4 protein-coding genes are annotated in these 20,125 nt (G+C 39.9%); all 4 read left to right on the forward strand.

Annotated elements, in window-relative coordinates; translation table 11 throughout:
• Genes RCC89_05015 through RCC89_05030 form a run of 4 tightly spaced genes read left to right on the forward strand, consistent with a single transcriptional unit; the run spans position 1 to position 20,125 of the window.
• Positions 1-12,930, forward strand: coding sequence for a hypothetical protein (locus tag RCC89_05015; protein WMJ72522.1), 12,930 nt, complete (start codon positions 1-3; stop codon positions 12,928-12,930).
• On the forward strand, positions 12,931-13,464 hold the full coding sequence (locus RCC89_05020) for an OmpH family outer membrane protein (protein ID WMJ72523.1): 534 nt from the start codon (positions 12,931-12,933) through the stop codon (positions 13,462-13,464).
• A complete protein-coding gene (locus RCC89_05025; protein ID WMJ72524.1) occupies positions 13,457-14,062 on the forward strand; it encodes a hypothetical protein in 606 nt (201 codons plus the stop codon). The genes RCC89_05020 and RCC89_05025 overlap by 8 nt, the downstream gene beginning before the upstream one ends.
• 6 nt (positions 14,063-14,068) lie before the next feature.
• On the forward strand, positions 14,069-20,125 hold the full coding sequence (locus RCC89_05030; protein WMJ72525.1) for a hypothetical protein: 6,057 nt from the start codon (positions 14,069-14,071) through the stop codon (positions 20,123-20,125).

A 20,125-nucleotide genomic window follows, 5' to 3' on the forward strand; every position in this document is an offset into this window, starting at 1 on the left:
ATGAACCCGTTTAGATTACTTTTCATCGTTTTATCAGTAGTTTTTATTGCTGAAGTATCTGCTCAGGATTGTTCCTTGAACTATTCTATTGAAAAAACTAACACTACTTGTTTGACTGGTAGCGATGGCTCAATAGAAATAACACCTGTTTTACCAAACTCCGGGAGCTGTTTAAGTGCAGAAAATGCCCCTGCGGATATGTGTTCTGAAGGAACTGAAATTAGGGAAAACAAGTATTACCAAATTTCATCTGGGGAACATCTAAGAATTCCTGAAGATTTTGAATTTACCGGTGGAATTATGGTCAATGGAGGGACACTTACTATTTGTGGATCCGCCCATATTCAGGATATTGAATTACTGCATGGACAGGTTTTTATTACTGGTACTTTATATACTGATCACCTTAATGCGTCTGATAATTTTGGAGGTATAAAAAACTATGGTCAAATAGTTGTCAAATATGGGGGTGGTTTTAGCTCAGTTCTGGAAAACCATGGTTCCATTACTGTTAATGAAATTTTTAATGTCCACCAAGCAGGAAGACTAGACAACTATGCCAGTATGTACGTAGGTGGATTGGGGAACAATGGCTTAGTTAGGAACTATAATAACCTAGAGTTTTTAAAGGGTACAATGTACATCAACCAAGGCTCTAAACTTGAAAACTACTGTAAGATTATTGTAAAAGAGAATTTTGAAATAAATTCTGTTGTAGACAACAAGGGACAGATTGTTGTCGAGAGTAGAACTAGGGTTAACTCTGGAGCCTCTTTGAATCTTTTCAAAGGTGCTTATCTAAAAACAAAGGATATAGAAGTAAACGCAGCCATTAATAGTGAGAATGAGGGGTGCGCTCTTTTAGAAGTTACTTCTGAATCTGTAATTAATTGGGGAGCGTCCGTTCATTCAAACATTTTTTATTGTGATGTTAACGGTGTAGAGACTAACCACCCTAACATTGAGCTGAATCTAAACTGTGAGTGCCCTTATGTAAATAACTCGCAACAGACCATTGAAGATTTTACATTTCTTTGGCACCAGTTCCCAGAATTGGGTTCTGTGAATTATGTTGAGAATTTGTCAGTAGGAACTTATAACATTACTATATCTGATGGTAATTGTAGTAGAGATGTAAGCGTTTTTGTTCCTGGACCTAATAACCCAATTAGAATTTCTGCCATTACAACACCAAATTTATGTAGTGAGACGAGTACTGGGCGTGCAGAATTTTCTGTATCAGGGGGAAGCAGCGAATATCAGTATTCCTTCAACGGAAATGCATCAAATAGTTTAATTTATGAAAACCTATCTGGTGGAAGCTATGTGTTCAAAGTTACAGATTCAGAGGGTTGTGTCGCCGAAAAAAGAATCAGTATTTATGAAGGGGATGAAATAGAAATTAAGGTAGAGGTTACAGATGAAAGTTGTGAGGACGCAGGTGATGGAGAAGTTACTTTAAGTGTCAATAGTGAACTATGTGGGGAAGCTGATGGTGAAAATGGGGAGAATGGTAAAGGTTGTTATGAGGGTGGGCTTCCTGACTCTGATGCTTGTCTAGCTGGATGTCACAAAGTTTTTTCTGGAGAAAATAACTACGCTTTAAGTGGATCTGAAAAAGCATGTATTAAAGATTTATTTACTGGTAATGTTGACTTTGTTAATGGTAATAATGTCTTAAATGTCTGCGGTGTCGCTAACTTTAACCATATTGTCCTTAAGCGAAAAGACAAAATTATTAACTACGGTGTACTGAATGTAATCTCCATTAAACTGGATAGACCAGATGCTGAAATTATAAATTATGGGGAGATTAACTATTCTGGTGACTTAAATATTGAAGCTTTTGTTACTAATTACGGAACCATTAATGGTAGTGTTGGAAACCTTAATGTAGAAAGTATCGGAAAGCTTGAAAACTATGGATCCATTACTGTGGCAGGTAGTTTCCATAACAATCAAGGATTTTTTCAAAATGAAGGGCCATTAAATCTGGGTAATTCTTTGATTTGTAACGGGAGTAGTGTTTTTGTTAACACTTGTAATATTACTGTTGCAAAGCGTTTTATTATTCATGATAATTCCGTCTTTGAAAATTATGGGGTTGTTTCGGGAGTCAATGAAACATTTTTTAGCCCACTTTCTCAATTCGTGGTTCATCCAGGTAGTGAGCTTTCTACTTCCTCTATTAATCTAAATCGTTGTACCATTGTTAATGAGGGGGCTTCTTGTGGGAAAATCACTTCTAGCACAACTGTTTTTGATTCTCCCGTATTCAATGGGAAAATCTACTTCTGTGATTTAAATAATACTATAGAATTAGATAATGGACACACTTTTTTAAACGGGGCTAAGTTTGAATGTGAGTGTTTAGGTAGTGAGGAGGAACCTGAGCCTGATCAATCTGAGGGTGAGTTTGTTTGGGACGATGGATATGTAGGGAAAACGAGATCTGGTCTTAAAGCAGGAACCTATTCCGTTTCTTTATCATGTGGAGAGTGCTCTGCATCCGAATCATTTGAAGTAAAAACGAAGTCTGATTTTTCTGCAGAGGCAAAGGTCACTAATGAGTCTTGTAAAGGTAAGATGGATGGAAAGCTAGAAGCTATTGTTTCAGGATTCGATTTTGATGATGTTTATCAGGTTTACTGGACTACTCCCAAAGGGCAGGTTTTAGACGGTGAAGAGGTTTATGATTTAGAGGCAGGACTTTACTCTTTAAAAGTTGTCAATGATCATGGTTGTACATTCTTAAAGGAAGATATTGAAGTGGGATATGATGATGAGGCTTGTTTTTCGGACTGTCTTAACGCTAGAGCTGAAATCTCAAGTGATAATGTAAGCTGTGGTCAGCTTGATAATGGGAAAGCTTTTTTAAATCTTAAGTCAGAAAACCATTCAGTTTCGGAAACTTATTGGTATGATATTGATGGTGAGGTTATTGGTCGATCTCTGTCGGTAAACAATCTTAGGCCAGGGGATTATCTTAATAAAACATATTTTAAGTATGAAAACAGAACATGTTACAGGGAGTTCCCTTTTTCTGTTGGAATAAGCCCTGGACTTGAAGTTGCTTATGAGACAGTTTCTCCGTGTAAAACAGACGAAGGCGGTGAAATTTCTTTAAATATTACCGGAGGGGTAAAGCCTTATTCAATAAACTGGTCTCATAGCATGGAAGAAAATACAGAACATGCTAGTAGCTTATCATCGGGTAAGTATGATGTAGTTGTAAAAGATAATAGTGGCTGCTCTGTTGGAGAAGAGATAGTACTATCAAAAACTAAACAAGAGTGTTCAGAGTGTGATAAAATAAAGATCTCTGTAGAGCGAGAACATATTTCTTGTTATGGACTAAAAGATGGTAAGATTACTGTACACGCAGGAACTAACACTGTCCCTCTTAATACCACTTGGCGCCAGGATGATCTTTTTTATTCCGATAATCTTAATATATCAGCACTTGATACAGGGCTTTATAGTTTGAGTGCACAATTTAAAGTAGAAGGGTTTACATGTGACTATACTAAGGATGTACGAGTAGAATCGCCTCAGGAACTTACAGTTAATGGACACTCTGTAGTTCAACCTTCTGGGCCTGGGTGTAAGGATGGTAGTGTTGCAGTTTTTGTAGAAGGGGGGACTCCTGACTATGAATTTACTTGGAGTGGATCATCGGAAAATATGTCAGAAATTAAGGGTATATCTGATGGTAATATTTCTGTTGATATTTTAGATCAGAATGGTTGTTCTGCAAATTTTCAAACTTCATTAAGCCCAGTCGGAAAAGAATGTAAAGAATGTGCCAACCTTAGTGTTGGAGAAGGGTCTGATAATATTACCTGCTACGGGTATAATGACGGTGCTGTTCAACTGAATGGTCTGTCTAATTATGAAGTGCAAAGTATACAGTGGTTTGGACCAAATGGCTTTACTTCATCTTCAGAAAAAATAGAAGGTCTTTCTAAGGGAGCTTATGAGGCAGTTGTAGATATTAAAACCGGCACTGGAGTATGTCTTTACAATCCTGTGGTTGTTGTAACGGAGCCTAAAAACCTTAAACCATTTGTAAGAAAAAAAGCCCCTATTTGCAAGGGAGGGGCAAACGGGTGGATACTTCTTGACAATATCGGTGGTACAGCACCTATTCAGGTTACTTGGGAAAATAGAAAAGAAACATCTATACATTTAAACTCTATCCCTTCAGGCACATATGCTTTCTCCTTAAAGGATGGTAACATGTGTAGCTATTCAGATATTGTTGATTTGGATGACAGTAAAAGGGCGGCTTGTAGAGATTGCGATCTATATGATGTAAATTACTCTTTAAAAGAGCCTTCATGTTTTGGAGAAAGTAATGGTCGAATTGTGCTTAATTTTAAGCCAGGTGAAACTATTAAGGACTTGAAGTGGATATTTCCTGATGGCAGCACCTCTTTTGATAAGTCTATCTATGGTTTACGGGCAGGTAAATATGAATTAACTTTTAAGGTAATACTTGCTGATGGCCAAGAGTGTAAAAAAGAATATGACATTTACTTAAAAGAACCAAAGCAACTGCAAATTCAAACAGTAAGGGTAACACACCCTTCTATTGGCAAACAAAATGGAAGTGTTGCTGTACGGGTTTCGGGAGGAACTGGCTCGCTTAGAACATACTGGCCTTCTCTTTCCTATGTTGGGACTACAGCATCTGGTTTCGGGAAAGGGACACATTCGGTTATACTTAGCGATGAAAACAAATGTCGTACTTCTCGAGATTATACTTTAGATGAAAGTGAATCAGCTCCTGCTTGTCAAGATGTAATAGCAAACCTCCATAAGAAAGATATTACTTGTAGAAATGATCAAGGTGGTGAACTCCATTTGGAGTTAAAGAATCAGGACGAGGTCAACTATATTGAATGGATCGGCCCTGGTTATCAAAAAGAAGGCGTACGGTCTATTTATGGACTGCCTGCGGGTGAATACACTGTGAATATGGAGGTTGTTAAGAATGAAACTGTTTGCAACCTATCAAGAACTGAAGTATTAAATGCTGCCCCATCTGTTAATATAGACTTTAGGCTTGTTAATAACACATGTTCGGAATATCCAAATGGGGAGGCTTATGCTATTGTTTCTGGGCTTAAATCACCTGCTACTTATGTTTGGGAAGAAAAGGTGGGCGACGTTTGGAATATGCTTCCTTCTAATAGTATATCTCTGCATCACCTGAGAAGTGGCTTGTATAGGCTTAATGTATATGGAAGTGATGGATGTAGTGCTAATAAAACATTTAACATTGAGAAGGATGGCAACGCTGGGTGTAACCCTTGTGATAACATTGTTTTACGGACAATCAGATCTGATAACAATTGTTATGGTGAAAGGGCAGGATCTGTTGAATTGTTTTATACAGCGGGGACAGAGGTTAGCTCTATACAATGGAAGAAAGATGGTTCTTTGTATTCTGAAACCCAGCATATAGGGAATTTGGCTGAAGGGTTTTATGAACTTGACTTTGTGGCCATTATTGAAGATAGTACCTGCACGTATACTAGAGGTGTTCCTATTTATACGCCAGAACCTATTTCTGTGACTTATGCTGTTAATGATCCTGGTTGTGATGGCGAAGCCTATGGTAAGATTCAGTTGCTTTCTGAAGGTGGCACTGCTAATCATGAGTATTATTGGGGACTTTCTGGTGAAATTGCTTCTTTTAAATTCATTGATAGCCCTGGCTCATATGATTATTCTATAACTGATGGTAATGGATGTTTATATGAAAATTTTGTAAAGGTCAATAGCTTTAGCAAAAGCTGTCCTCCTGTATCTATAGGCATTACTGTAACACCTCCTTCTCCTCCCCAACAGAGCGATGATGAGGGGCCGGTAGTGACTTTAGTTTCCAGCTATCCACCTAATAGTACGGTGACTAACATTACATGGGAAACACCTACAGGAGAAACTATTTCTAATACTGATCAGCTCACTAATTGTGGTTCTGGTGTCTATGTGGTAACTGTTACTGTAGTTACAGATGACGGTGAGACATTTTCAGTTACAGAACAGTTTGTAATAGAGGAGGATTTGCCTGTAGGAGTACATGTGGGGAATAACTCCAATAATAGCAATCCGACTCCGACGCCTGAAGGTGGTGATGGGAACCCTCCTTATGTTACCACTATAACTGCATGTAACACACGTGGCCCTGTTAATATAACAGTTAATACTCCTACAGGAACTACTGGTGTAAGCCAAGAGTCTTCCTCTACATCTGATAATGATAACACTACTGTTACTGTTACTGATTCCAGACCAAGTAATGGCTCTACAACTATCCCTCCTTATACTAACGCGCCAGCGGATGAGGATACTTGTGCTTCTGCTTATTTTAAACTTGGTTATGAAAATATTACCTGTAGAGAGAAGGCCAATGGTGCTTTGCATGTAAGGTTGCCTGATGATGTAGAAAATGTCTCTTTTCATTCTGTCAAGTGGAGAAGAAATTCAAATATTAATGAATTCTTTGGCTACGATAGTATAGACTTAAGCGGGCTTATGCCTGACAGGTATACAGCTGTGGTAGAGCTCGAAGTAGATGGTAAAGTGTGCCCTGAGCAGCAGCTTTCACATACACTTTATGAAGCTTTGCCTTTCCTTATATCATTTCAAATGACACCTGAGTCTTGTGAGCCAGGGCATGATGGAGTGCTTATAGTTAAGACCAATAATGTCAACCGACCTTTTCAATATGAGTGGAGCCATACACCACTTAATACGGATACTGTAAGTGGTCTCACCTCTGCTTCTTATTATGTATCGGTAAAAGACAACAATAACTGTACGGCATCAAAAAGTAAATTTGTTCGTAAGGAATCCTCTTCTTGTGGGTGTGACAATTTTGAATTCTCTGTTAAACCTCAAAATGTTACCTGTAAGGGACTGTCAAACGGTTCTGCTAAATTTAATTTACCTGAAGGAAGCGAACTGACATCTGCAAGATGGTTTAAGGATAACGCTCCTATTCCAGACACAGAAGGGCTTGCCGAAATAGATGGCTTGAGCGGAGGTGTTTATAAAGTAGATGTTAATTTCAAATTTCAAGGGGTTTCTTGTTCTAAGGGGCAAACCTTCAGTATTACCGAACCGAAAGAGCTTACACTGAACCTGAATCCTACAAATACATCTGGGCTCGGATGTAACGATGGTATGTTGATTATCAGTGCTTCCGGTGGAAGTGGTATATTGCATTTTGAAGTTAATAATGAGGGGGTAACCCAAAACTCTCTTAAAGAGTTGTCCGCTGGAACATATTATGTGACGGTTTCTGATACCAATGAATGCAAGAAAACTGACTATGCTGTTATTAAAGAAGGTAGTAAGGGTTGTGGCGTATGCGCTGACTTAGAAGAACTGATTTCAGGTAAACTTATTTTATGTGACGCTGATGATATCGGCAAAGTAAATGTTAGCTTTTATAGTGAGGCTAATGGTCAAACCTATAATCCTCAAATAACCTGGAGATACCCAGACCAGTCTGTTTATACTTCTAGTGAAGGCATTTCTAACCTTCAACCTGGCTTTTATCATTACGAGACGCAAGTGCTGTATGCGGGTGAAGTGTGCCCAATGGAAGATAGCGTTAGGGTAGTTCGAAGTGAACCATTGGTTCTCCAAGACTCTGTTACGCATGTCTCATGTGCAGATTTGTCTGTCAATGACGGAGAAATCAACGTTGATGTTTCTGGTGGCTCTGGCAGGTATTTCTATTACTGGAATAAATCTAAAGAATTTAGTAGGAAACCTTCAATGGGAGGTCTCGCACCAGGTGTTCATCATGTGTTGGTTAAGGATTCCTATAATTGCTCTATAAGCAAAGATGTTCTTGTAGAAAGGAATATGGGAGGCGAATGTGGGCCTTGTGCTTTTTTCCCAGTGGAGGTTTCTAGTGTTAGCCCAGATTGTGAGACTGGCTCAAATGGGGAGATTATTGTCAATCTAAATGGTTTGGATCCATCTGGGATTGATATTAAGTGGGATTACCCAATTAGTAGGACTGGAGACAAAAGGATACGCAATCTGGATATTGGTGAGTATAGTGTTACTGTTTCTGATGATAGCACTGGGTGTTCTTTGTTCAAAAATATTTCCCTTGACATACCTGAAGTGTTTATTTATGTACCTGAGGAATTTGATGAATTGGGAGAGCAGATTTATGTAAAAGATGTTAGTTCATGTGATGCAAATGATGGGGAAATAGATTTGACAGGTAAGATTCTCGCATTTGACCTTGATGATAACCCTCTCAATTTTATCCCTCAGGGAGAAAATGATTTTGTGGTGACGGATCCTGATTACTGCCAGGTGATCTGGTATGATGAGAATGAAGAAAATGTTCTTGGTACTGGGCCTAAGTTAAGCAATCTTGCTCCTGGCGTTTATAATGCAGATATTATATGTGGAAGTGCTGAGCAGGGCAACTCTTCATGTACTGATTACGAATTTGAAGTAGGGGGAGGTATTTATGCCTATGTGGATGCTGACGAGTATTTATGCGAAGGGGAAATCCTTGAATTATTTATAGAAACAAATGCGGGAGAAGATAGCGATTGTGAGGACTGTGTTTATTGGGAATCGCCTTCAGGCCAGAGAGTTTATTCTGAGTATGCTGCTTTTGAAAATCCTGAAGCGGGTGTATATAAAGTGTTTGCTACCCTCGAAACCTCTGAAGAACTTTGTGAACATGAGGAAAGTGTTAACATTACGATTAGCCCTAAGCCTGTGTTGGCTTACACAGCACAGCATAATGTTTGCGCCGAAGAGGAAATTATAGCTGAGGTCGAAACCGATATACCATCTACTTTCCACTGGGAAAATGTTCCTGGATTATCTTCCAGAATTATTAACAACCCTGTTATAGTTCCTGAAACTAGTGCTTCCTATGGGTTTGAAGCTACTGCTATAGGGACTGGATGCGTCACTGAAGGAAGCATTGCGGTTAGTGTTAAACAGAACCCAGAAGTGAATGTTGCTCAAAATGTTAATGCATGTTATGACGGTGAGGTGCAATTAAGCGCTTCTGGAGGGGCTTCGTACGCTTGGTCTCCTCAGAACATGCTTAACAATGCATCTATTTCTAACCCTATAGCGAAACTTACATCTAATCAGGTTTTTACTGTAAGTATAACAGGCGGCAATGGGTGTGTAGTAGAAAGGGATGTTAACGTAAATGTATACCCTGCATTTAACCCTGTGGCTGAGGTAGTATTTAATGCGTGTCTTGATGATGGTTTTCAATTAATAGTTACCGAAGGCCAATCATATAGGTGGTCCCCTTCAGAAAGCTTAAGTGCTGATAATATTAGAAACCCTGTTCACATTGGCTTCTCTAGTGAAAACTATTCGGTAGAGGTGACCAACAGTAATAATTGTATGGCTGTGGCTACTGTAGAGGTGCCAACCCTGCAAATGCCGAGTGCAGGTGATGATGTGCCGGTTTGTTATGGTGAAGCTGCTCAGCTTGAAGGAAAAAATGCAGTTAGCTATAACTGGTCACCTGCGGCGGGATTAAACAATCCTAATATTGCCAACCCTTCTGTTAATGTATCTTCAAATGTTACCTATACTTTAAGGGCGACAGATGCATATGGTTGTGTAAGGCAAGATGAGGTTACGGTAATTTTTGATGCGAAATGTAGGTGTGAAGGAGGAGAGTCGCCTGCTATTGCTTGGACTGGAAAAGGAGGAAACTCTAACTGGAATAACCCTCTAAACTGGTATCCCGAAACTGTTCCGTCTGCTGAAAGTAATGTGGTTATTAAATATGAGGTTGCTTTACCTGGTGAAGGTGAGGATAATGTATATACCGTATCTACTTTCCCTGTGCTTTCTGAAAATATTCATATAAAGGATCTTTGTATGATGGGTGGTAGCCTGAATTTAAATGGGCGACAGTTTACTGTAAATGGAAATGGTACCTATACAGGAGGGGTAGTAAAAGGTGATGGCGAATTTCTGATGAAAAACAATAGCCAAGGACAGAGTGCATTCTTTGCTGGTACTAGATTTGAATCAGTAATTAAAGTCGAAGAGTGTCCTTCTATTTACCTTAATGGTTCTGAATTTGCCACATATACCTATCTTGAGCAGAAAGGAAGTGCTAAGGTAGAGTCAAAAGGTAATAATAAGTTCTCAGGAGAAACTTTCCTCGTAAATTCAGGTACAGGAGACTGGTACTTGTCCTCTATGCCACAGGCTGACCCTGATGTGTATGAGGGCGAAGTTACATTCCAACAGAAATCATCGGGGAAAATTTATCCAACTGCGCTTAATAGAGACTATTATAAAGGCAATATCTACCTTGTAAATTCTGATATTACATTTGGTAAACGTGGAGGTGAAGTTGTAATAAGCGGGCTTACCAACCAATCTTTAGAAGCAGAAGACCTTGATGGATACCCTTCTTCTGTGGCCAACTTCTCTAATCTGTATTTAGAGAAAGCTGTCAATAACTCCTTGAATAAGTTTTATATCAGTGTTCCTGCTTATATAGGTTTGGGTGCTTCTCCAGGTAAGCTCAAGCTGGAAAAAGGAAATATAGTAACTAATACTGATGCTGTTTTGACAGTCTCTAGACCATCTACCATTTCAGGTTATAGTAGAAATAGTTTCATAGAAGGTCCTGTTAAAAAAATTGCTACCAATAGATTTGAGTTTCCTCTTGGAAAAGACCAGCAATACAATCCTTTGACTGTACAGGCCTCCATGCAGCATGACTATCTTGTAGAATTTGTTGGAGAGCCTAAAACGGGTGTTTATTTGGGTGAGAACAACGAAATCAAGAGTGTGAGTGAATGTGAGCACTTTAAAGTGTCCGCAGACTATGACGAAGCTTTCATTGCCACACTTGGGTTTGACAGACGTTCATGTGACATACTCAATAATCTTTCTCTTATGAGGGTAGCTGTGGCTGCTGGCCAGGATTGGGTAAGTCTTGGAAACGACTTTCACACCGGATCAAAAGGCTCTGGTGGTGCTATCAAAGCCCAACTTTCGCCGGCCTATGCAGACTGGAATTTGGATCAAAACTATTTGGCCCTAGGTTCTGTCGTAATTCCTGGAGAGGAAAGTCCAACTGGATTCTCTTTCAATAACTATGGTGTTAAGGTAAATGTCGGGGATGGATATAGTCTTAATGTTTATGGAAACGTACTGAATGAACAAAGGGTGAGTGGTAGCTTAGCTGCTGATGAAGACCAAGGCAGGTTCAAAAATGAAGGTACCATTATAGTTGAAAGTGACTGGACTAACAATGCAGAAAACCTTGTCTTTGCTAACATTGATGATGAAAACCTCCCGCAGCATGGCCTGGTGATTCTCGACGGTAATGCCCAGCGCCTGAGAGGCCGCAATGCAACCCAGTTTTACCACCTATATACACAAGGTAATGGGATCAAAAGCATGTTTGCTGACGTAAGTGTCAATGGCTTGCTTCGCTTGAACAATGTTGAACTGGCTACAAGAAATAAGATACTTCATATTAATACGTCCCAATATGATGCCATAGAAAGGGATGAAATAGGAGATAGAGGATTTATATCTAGTAGGAAAGATGGCTTCCTCAAGAGGGATATAATGGATGATAATATGAATGATTATCTGTTCCCTGTAGGCTCAGGTTACCTTTACCGTCCTCTGTATCTAAGCCCACTTAGAGGAGCAGAGGCTGGCCTAAAAACTTTCTCTGTCAGAATGGTTCAGAAAAACCCTGATTATGACAATTATTTGACGACGGTAAGGTCTCCAACAGTTTCGGGCATCAATACAGACTTTTACCATATCATAAGAAAAGACGACCAAGTTGAACAGGATCCTGAGAATGCAGATAACTACAATGATCTTCCTGTAAACCTTAAGCTACTTTTTAGCCGGAGATCTGACGGTACCTTCCAATCTGTTGCACATTGGAAAAACGAGCCGGAAGAAATGCTTACCTCCTTCCCAGTTAATGGTGAAATGTTGAGGTTGTATCCTGTAAACGCTCAAGGAAACAGTATTAGACTTGATGACCCATCTGGCAAATATGCTTACTGGAAGAATGTCCTTGATTATGACCTGGCACAAGTTTTCTTTGAGAGCAATTCAAATTATGCGGACAGGATCCTTGATCGGGTCATTGTGCAGAATTACAAGAATTTTGATACAGAGGTATTTGCTTTGGGTAAAGCTGGCTTTGTCATGCAAACCAATAGTTTTGGGGATCCTGCTGGATCTGACAATGCTGTAGGGTTTTCGATGAGTGGAGATCAGTTTAATACCGCGCAGTCTGAAGGCGACTTTACTGCAGGCTCACCTGTATTTGAAACTGGTGCGGAATCAGGTGACGATGATGGAGTAAATGCTGGGCATACTGTAACACCGATGTTATTGGCTGGTGAACACATTATGGAAATACATGGAAACTTCAATAACATACCTGGTAGAATTAGAATAGTGACCAATGATCAAGGACAAGTCGTGAGAAACAATGACCAATACAGGATCTACTTTATTGATCAGGACGACCAAGAACATTTGTTAAGTCCTGAACTGTATGATGTATACTTTAACGATCGCCTTATATCATGGCATTCTTCTGGTAGTGCCCGTGAACCTGTCTCATGTTCAGGCATAAAAATTCAGCTCAATGAGCAATATCCTTTTATGTTGTTCCATGATACTGACCAATTTATAGTAAATGGCATCTCAGGAGAGCTTATAGACTACTTGAAAATTAGTGCCTCAGACCAACACGATGCACCTGTATATATGAAAACAGGTACTGAAGTTATTTCTTCTCCTTTCGACGGAAAACAGAATGGAATTGACCTGCCGGAAGGTGTCTATTTCTTCCAACTCAAAGTCGGAGAGGAGTATTTGAATGGACAATTTATTATATCAAGATAGATGAAAATTATCTCTTATGCTTCTTTGTGCTTAGCTGTAATAGCATTAGCACTTGTTTTAGTACAACAGTTCTCCAAGCCCAAAATTGGCTTTGTTAGGAGTCATGATTTATTGGAAAATTATGCTGGTACCCAAGATGCTTACCGTCTTCTCGATGAGTTTCAGGCATCGGGGAGTAAAGGACTTGATTCTTTGCAAGCTTCTTTGAGTATTGAAGTGGAAAATTATAAACGCGATTCTATTCATTACTCTACACAAGAAAAAATCAGTAAGCGTGAAAAGATTCGTAGCCTCCAGTATGCTTTATATCAAAAGCAAAAATCTGCGGAAGAAGAATATGAAAAAAGAGATCAGCAGCTTTCGCTTGGTATACTTAATAGTGTCAGTGACTTTGTTTCAGAATATGGAGAAGCAAATGGGTATGATATAATATTCAGCACCAGTGAAGGGGGAGCAGTTCTTTATGGAAATGATATGTTCGACCTGACCGAACCAGTGCTAAGGGCTTTAAATAAAAAATACTCCGATGAATAAGTTGTTGATGTTTGTCCTTTTCCTTGGCTGTTTCTCTTGTAAGAAATCTTTTAATTCTGAGTCTGAGTTTTACAGGTGGTTAAATGAAGGAGGCAATGGCTTTGTGGTCAGTAAAGAGGCTGGGGTATTGAAAATGGAAATGAAATACCTGCCCCCAGAATATTTAGTTTTCAAGGAGTTTGGCAGTATTCAAGACTTGCCTTCCGAGCGCAAAGACAGCTTACTCGGGCTGTATAACAATTCACTGAGCTTTTTATTGAAAATTGGCTATAAAGACCCTGAACATGGCGATTTGCTGAAGAACGCAGTGGAAAATTATGCTGAATATTCAGAAATGTTGATGGAGCTTAATTTCCAGCTTAATGATTATTTCAGTTTGCATTTTGATGGTCAAAAGACCTCTCCTGTACTCGCCAAAATGGAAGACAGTTATGGGCTGCAGCCCCATCGTACTATTTATCTCGTATTTCCTAAACCAGAAAAAAGTCTTTCTGACGATATGAAAATAGTTTTTACTGACTATCTGTTTAGCACAGGCATTACCAAATTTAGTTTTGACCATAATAAGATTTCTGATATACCTGAATTTCATTTTTAACAGTTTATGTTCCGTTTTACCAGATTCAATAGAGCTTTAGCAGTTTTCCTGCTTTTAAATTTACTAGTGGAGATTTTTGCCCCTGCTGTGGCCCTGGCGCTTACAGGAGGACCTGAGTCTCCTGAGTTTTCCAGTTTCGAACCTGTGAGTACTACCGATATGGTGGACGATTTTTCAGGTGATTTTACTTATAATATCCCTGTTGTCAATGTGCCTGGTCCTGAAGGTAGTGGCTATGCGCTATCTCTTAGCTACCATAGTGGTGTCAATCCGGAAGAGGAAGCATCTTGGGTTGGTTATGGATGGACATTGAACCCGGGAGCTATTAACCGATCTAAGCGTGGATATGCAGATGAGTTTGATGGACACCCTGTAACTCAATACAATAAAACCAGACCTTCCTGGACCTCTTCATCATCCGCTATGTTAGGGTTGGAGATCAAATCTCTGAGTTCTGACAAAGTGGAAAAGATGAGTGAACAAAAGAAGGTTTTAGCACAAGCTGTTAAACCTGATTCATCTAGTGATGCTGGCCCAATGAGGTTTAACCTGTCTAAGTCGGTTCGCTTTAATAATTACAGGGGCTTTTCGAAAGCTTTTAGTTTCGGTGCCAGTTTTAGTGGGGTAGGTTTGGGCATGTCCATGAGTGGAGGGGTTGCTACTTTTAATCCGACCATAGACCCTTTTGCCATGTTTGGTAACAAAATTAAAAAAGCGGCTGATGTTGAAAAAGGAAAAAAGAAATTAGGGAATAAAATTGCTTCTGTAGTCATGGCACTTAAAAAAATGGATTTAGGGAAATCATCCATCAAAAGCAAGGGTAGCTTTTTTAATTATGGTGGCGCTGATTTTGTCGGAGGACCTTCTGGGACTTTTAGCCTTAGTTCTTACAGAGGCGTTTCTATGAAGAAAACCATGTCCTTGCAGTTGGATTTTTTTACTAATCTTGGTATAGAGGTAGGGCATACTGGAAACTTTTCTATCCAATTCCCAAGAAAAAGGACTGAGGTGGCTGCTTATGGATACCGCAACCCGTACCAAAAAGAAGTTACAGGAAAGTTTAGAAAAACTGGACAGGGAAGGGGGGACATAGACTCTTTTCACGATTTTTCTGGCTATGATTACATGGTGGAGAAAGGTACAAATGTGAATAAAAGGGACAGATATTTACCAATCCCTTTTTCTACGCCTGATATTTTCATGGTTACTGGAGAGAAATTGGGTGGTAGCTTTAAGCTATGTAGGCAGGATGTAGGTCATGTATATCCTTTTAGTGTGTATAATAGAGAAGGGGTCAGGGCATTTGGTCTAGAGGGTAATGTTGGCTGGAACAATGCTGGCGTGGGACTGGAGGTCAATCCTGGACACCAAAAAATCATTATGGGTGACTGGGATCGTGTGGGAAGATTTGCTTCAAGTGGAGCCGCTGGTGCTGATGAATTTTATCCTCAACGTTATCAGTACGGTGGTGCTGATAAGGCTTACTTTAGGTTTTTGAATGACAAAAGTGGTGAAGTGAGCTATACTTCTGATGACCACGAGGCCTCTGCTTCATTAGAGTCTTATTTAGACAGGCAGATTCCTGGAAGAAGGGAGTTCTATCCTGGTTTGACCGGCTTTAACTTTTCTTCTGGCAACAACGATTTTGAGAAGGCTTCTTCTAGCTCTTATATAAAAGAAGTTAGTTATGCTGATTATTCAAATGGAAATGCCTTGGAAGAATCGTCGGTAAGAAACTTCTTTTCTAGTGACGAACCTGATATGAGGTTAAACAACTCTGTCGCCCAGTTCAGTATCAAGGATGGGAGTGGCAACTCCAAAATATTTGGGCTGCCGGTTTATACCAAAGATGAATTGAGCCTTAGTTTAATGGAGGTTAACAAGGATAATGCTGAAATTGAAGACAACTATTTAGCATACCCTCATGAGCCGTTGAAGGTGGTTGACCATTGGAAGGGAAAAGATCATGTATTGGAAAATGATTTTGTGACCGGCCAGTATACCCCTTGGCCTGTAGCTGGAACCTTCCTGCTAACTGAAATTCATACACCAAATTATGTGGATGTGAACAATAATAAAAAAGCCGATGAGGGTGACTTTGGTGGGTGGACAAGGTTCAATTACCGCCAGTGGGAACGTGGTAACGACGACGAATCGAATTGGTACCGGTATCGTGCACCTTATAACGGGCTTTTTTATAATAAAGGTAGCCTTATTAACAGATATGATGACGCAGCCAATGTTAACACGGGGCTAAAACAGGTCTTTTATTTAAAAACTGTAGAAACCAAAACCCATGTTGCTTTTTTTGTGACCAATACCAGCGACTATGACGACTTTAGTGATGCACTGGAAAACTACAGTGTTCCTGATAAAATGCAGACGCTCTTAAAAGGCTCGTACACTCGTTCTGGCAGTGAGGCGGATAAGAGAAAAGATGGGTATGGCGCTTTAAAATTCATAGAGCAGGACGGGGTACTTGTGGATCCTGCTGCCAATAAAAATGAAAACAGTGAGGAGGTAATAGATAAAGAACAGCACCTTGAAAAGCTGGAAAAAATAGTTCTATTTTCTAAAGATGACTTTACCAAACCGCTTCAGGTAACAAACTTTGAATATGATTATAGCTTATGTCAGGGAGCTACCAATGCGGTTGATGGTTCTGGCAAGCTTACTTTAAAAAAGGTCTGGTTTGAGAATGAAGGGGTGTTTAAGAGTAGGATAGCGCCTTATCAGTTTGAATACGAATACCCTAAAGGCTATAAAGAAGAAATCGATAATCGGTATCCCGCTATTAAGTCGTTTCTAGATGTGCTTCCTGCTGCGGAGGTATATGCAAACCCAGATTATGACCCGCGCCTCATGGATAGTTGGGGGTTTTATCAGGAGCATAAGGAAGCAAAGGAAAGGGCGGATAGGTTACAAGATTGGGTTTATCAGGGATACAATGAGAATTTCGATCCTGCAGCTTGGAACCTGAAGGTGATAAAGCTGCCTTCTGGCGGCGAAATCCATGTACAGTATGAGCAAAAAGACTATCTCTATGTACAAGACAAACAGGCTATGGGCTTGGTAAGCCTTAAAGGTAATTCTGTGGACGACTACGATTCGGACAATACTAAGTACTATCTTAATTTGTCCGACTTTGGAATGGAAAATGCTACTCAGGAGCAACTGGTGTTATATGCATTAAAGTTACAGAGTTTTTATTCTTCTGCGGATGGCCCTAAAAACTTCATGTTTTTTAATTTCTTATATGATTTAGTGGGAGAGTCTCCTTCTCTGGATGATAAAGGTTCTGAATATATTTCTGGATATGCTACAGTCGCCAGAACAGGTGTCGATGAACATGGTATTTGGATACGGCTAGGAGATATTCAAAATTCGAGGCGGAATGGTAACTCCCACCGTCGTGTACGGAAAACGGTGCCTGCTCATATCTGCTATGATTATTTTGTGTCGAACGCAGATGGCTTGGTTAGAGATGACCAAGGAAATGTCGAGCTTAATAGGTTTGATCAAATAGAGGAATCCATAGCCCGCCTAAACAATGTTCCTGATGATGAAATTGCCGACGTAGTCAATAATCCTAATAGGGCATTTAATAGCCGACACCTGCATTGGGATGCAGCACGTAGGGCCATCAACCAAACCTTTCCGCATATACATAGATTTTCTCCGAGCCAAAAGTCTAAGTGCCAAAGTGTCAATTTTGGCCTCTCTTATTTGAAGATCCCACTTTTTAACGGCAAAAAAGGTGGCGGGATTCGTGTTAAACGATTGTTGATGTATGATAAGGGTGTGGAGACTGGCGATGCCAGCATTTATGGCAATGAATATCGCTATGAACTGGAAGATGGTAGAACAAGTGGGGTGGCTACTAATGAGCCTATGGATTCAAGAGAAGACCATTCTTTGGTGACTATTCTTGACCGTACCAACCAACGTTGGCTCAACAGGGTAATTGCCGGACCAGACAAAGACCAAAACGAAGGCCCTCTGGGGGAAAGCCTATTGCCTGGACCTTCTATAGGGCACCGCAGGGTTGTTATTGAAAATATCCACAAAGGGAAAACTGGTACTGGAAGGCAGGTAAATGAATATCATACCTGTAAAGACCATCCTATGCTTGTGAAAAATACTTCCCTTGGCGATATGCATGACGAAGCCAAGGATGCCCGAAAGAATGATTGGTTCGTGCTCCCATTACCGTTTTTATATTATTCTGGTAAAAAAACATGGGTGGCACAAGGCTATTCTATTATAAAGAATAATATGCATGGCCAACCAAAAGCTTTTTCGACCTATGAAGTGTTGGATTATAGCAAGATTCCTGTAGACGCACAATTGGTGGCCTCTACTAGGTATGAATACTATAATTCGGGAGAAAAAATTCCTGTGGTTAGCTATGATCCTACAAACAAGTACTTGGTCAAAGAAATGAAAAGCATTGGAAGGGAGGAAGAGATTACCATGGAGATGAGGAGTACCTTGGAAGAAAATTTTGACCTGTCACTTGAAATAGACCTTGCTTTCACTTGGGTACCTACCTTCTCTATAGTTCCGAATTTAGGGTTTATGCTTACTAACACCTTAAATTGTTTTAGTTCACATGTCACCAGTAAGGTGGTCAGCTATCCAGTAACTGTTAAAGCTGTGGAGCAGACGGTTAATGGTATTACCACCAGAGAAGAGAACATTGCTTTCTCTGAGTATACGGGAGATCCGCTTATTACTAAAGTCACTGACGGATATCATAACCTGAAACTGGCAGATCCTGAAATTCCTGTGCATAATGGAAATTACTATACTTATAACTTCCCTGCGGCATGGTTCTATAGCGAAATGGGCAGGATTAGCGATAACCCTGACAACCTTAACCAACTGTCAGCCATGGCTGGTAGTGTTACCGCCTATGGGGATCAAGGTGATTGGTTCATTGATAATATTATTGATACCAAGAAAAGGCACAATGGAGTAATTGCCGCCAATGCTGTTCACTTTAAAAAAGATTGGTACTCTAATAGCGATGATATTATCAAAGAATACATTTTAAACGATAAAGATCCTGGGAACAATGGTATTGTAGATAATACTGATGAGCTTGATGCTCTAAAGGAAAAGCTCAATAGGTTCTACATGCCGAAAGCCAGTTTTACCTATAAAGCTGACCGTAATTCCAGAACTGATAAAAAAATATATGCCGATGGGGTCATTAATGATTTCCAGTTCTTTGATTGGCATACTGAAATGGCGAAAGACCAACAGACAGGGTTAGTGCAGTCTGGAGATGAAAAGTGGCTTCTTGCCAATCAGGTAACCAGGTATTCTCCAAATGGTATGCCTATTGAAGAAAAAAATACCATTGGTATACCAAGTGCGGTCAGGTTTGGCTACAGAGGCAATATGATGCCTGTAGTAGTTTCTGCGAATGCGGAATACCCGTCTATATGGTTTCAGGATTTCGAAAATGAAGATCTTGCGAGCATACTCAAATTCAGCCATTCTGGTAGGAAATGCCTTAATATTAGGTCGCACCCTAATTATGAGCTCATAAACACTAGCCATGGGCTTAAACTCAACCAACAGCTGATGGACCAGGGGGCTATAATGAAAATTTGGGTACGGTCGGTAAATACTGTTAACCCTGTTAACGTCAATGATTTGGCGTCGCCTGCTCTAAATGTAAATAATAACATAACTGTCCCGCTTCAACGCATTGGTACCTCGGGTGAATGGGCGCTATATGAAGGTAAAGTTTCGGATTGGAGAGGCATGGCTTTAGATCAAGAACTGTCAGTAAGATTTGTGTATGATTTCTCTGATAACGAAGAGGTACACTTGGATGACTTTAGGTTCCAGCCTATGGATGCAGAAGCTACTTGCTATGTATATGATGTTAGGAACCTAAAACTTCTAACGCAGTTCGACGACCAACACTTTGGGGTATACTACCAGTATAACAGCGAAGGCAAGTTGGTTAGCCAGATGGTGGAAACTGAAAGAGGAATGAAAACCATCAAAGAAACACAGTATAATATCCCTTTAACAGATAGACAATAA

Source organism: Cytophagaceae bacterium ABcell3 (genome assembly GCA_030913385.1).
In the GTDB taxonomy this organism is placed as follows: domain Bacteria; phylum Bacteroidota; class Bacteroidia; order Cytophagales; family Cytophagaceae; genus ABcell3.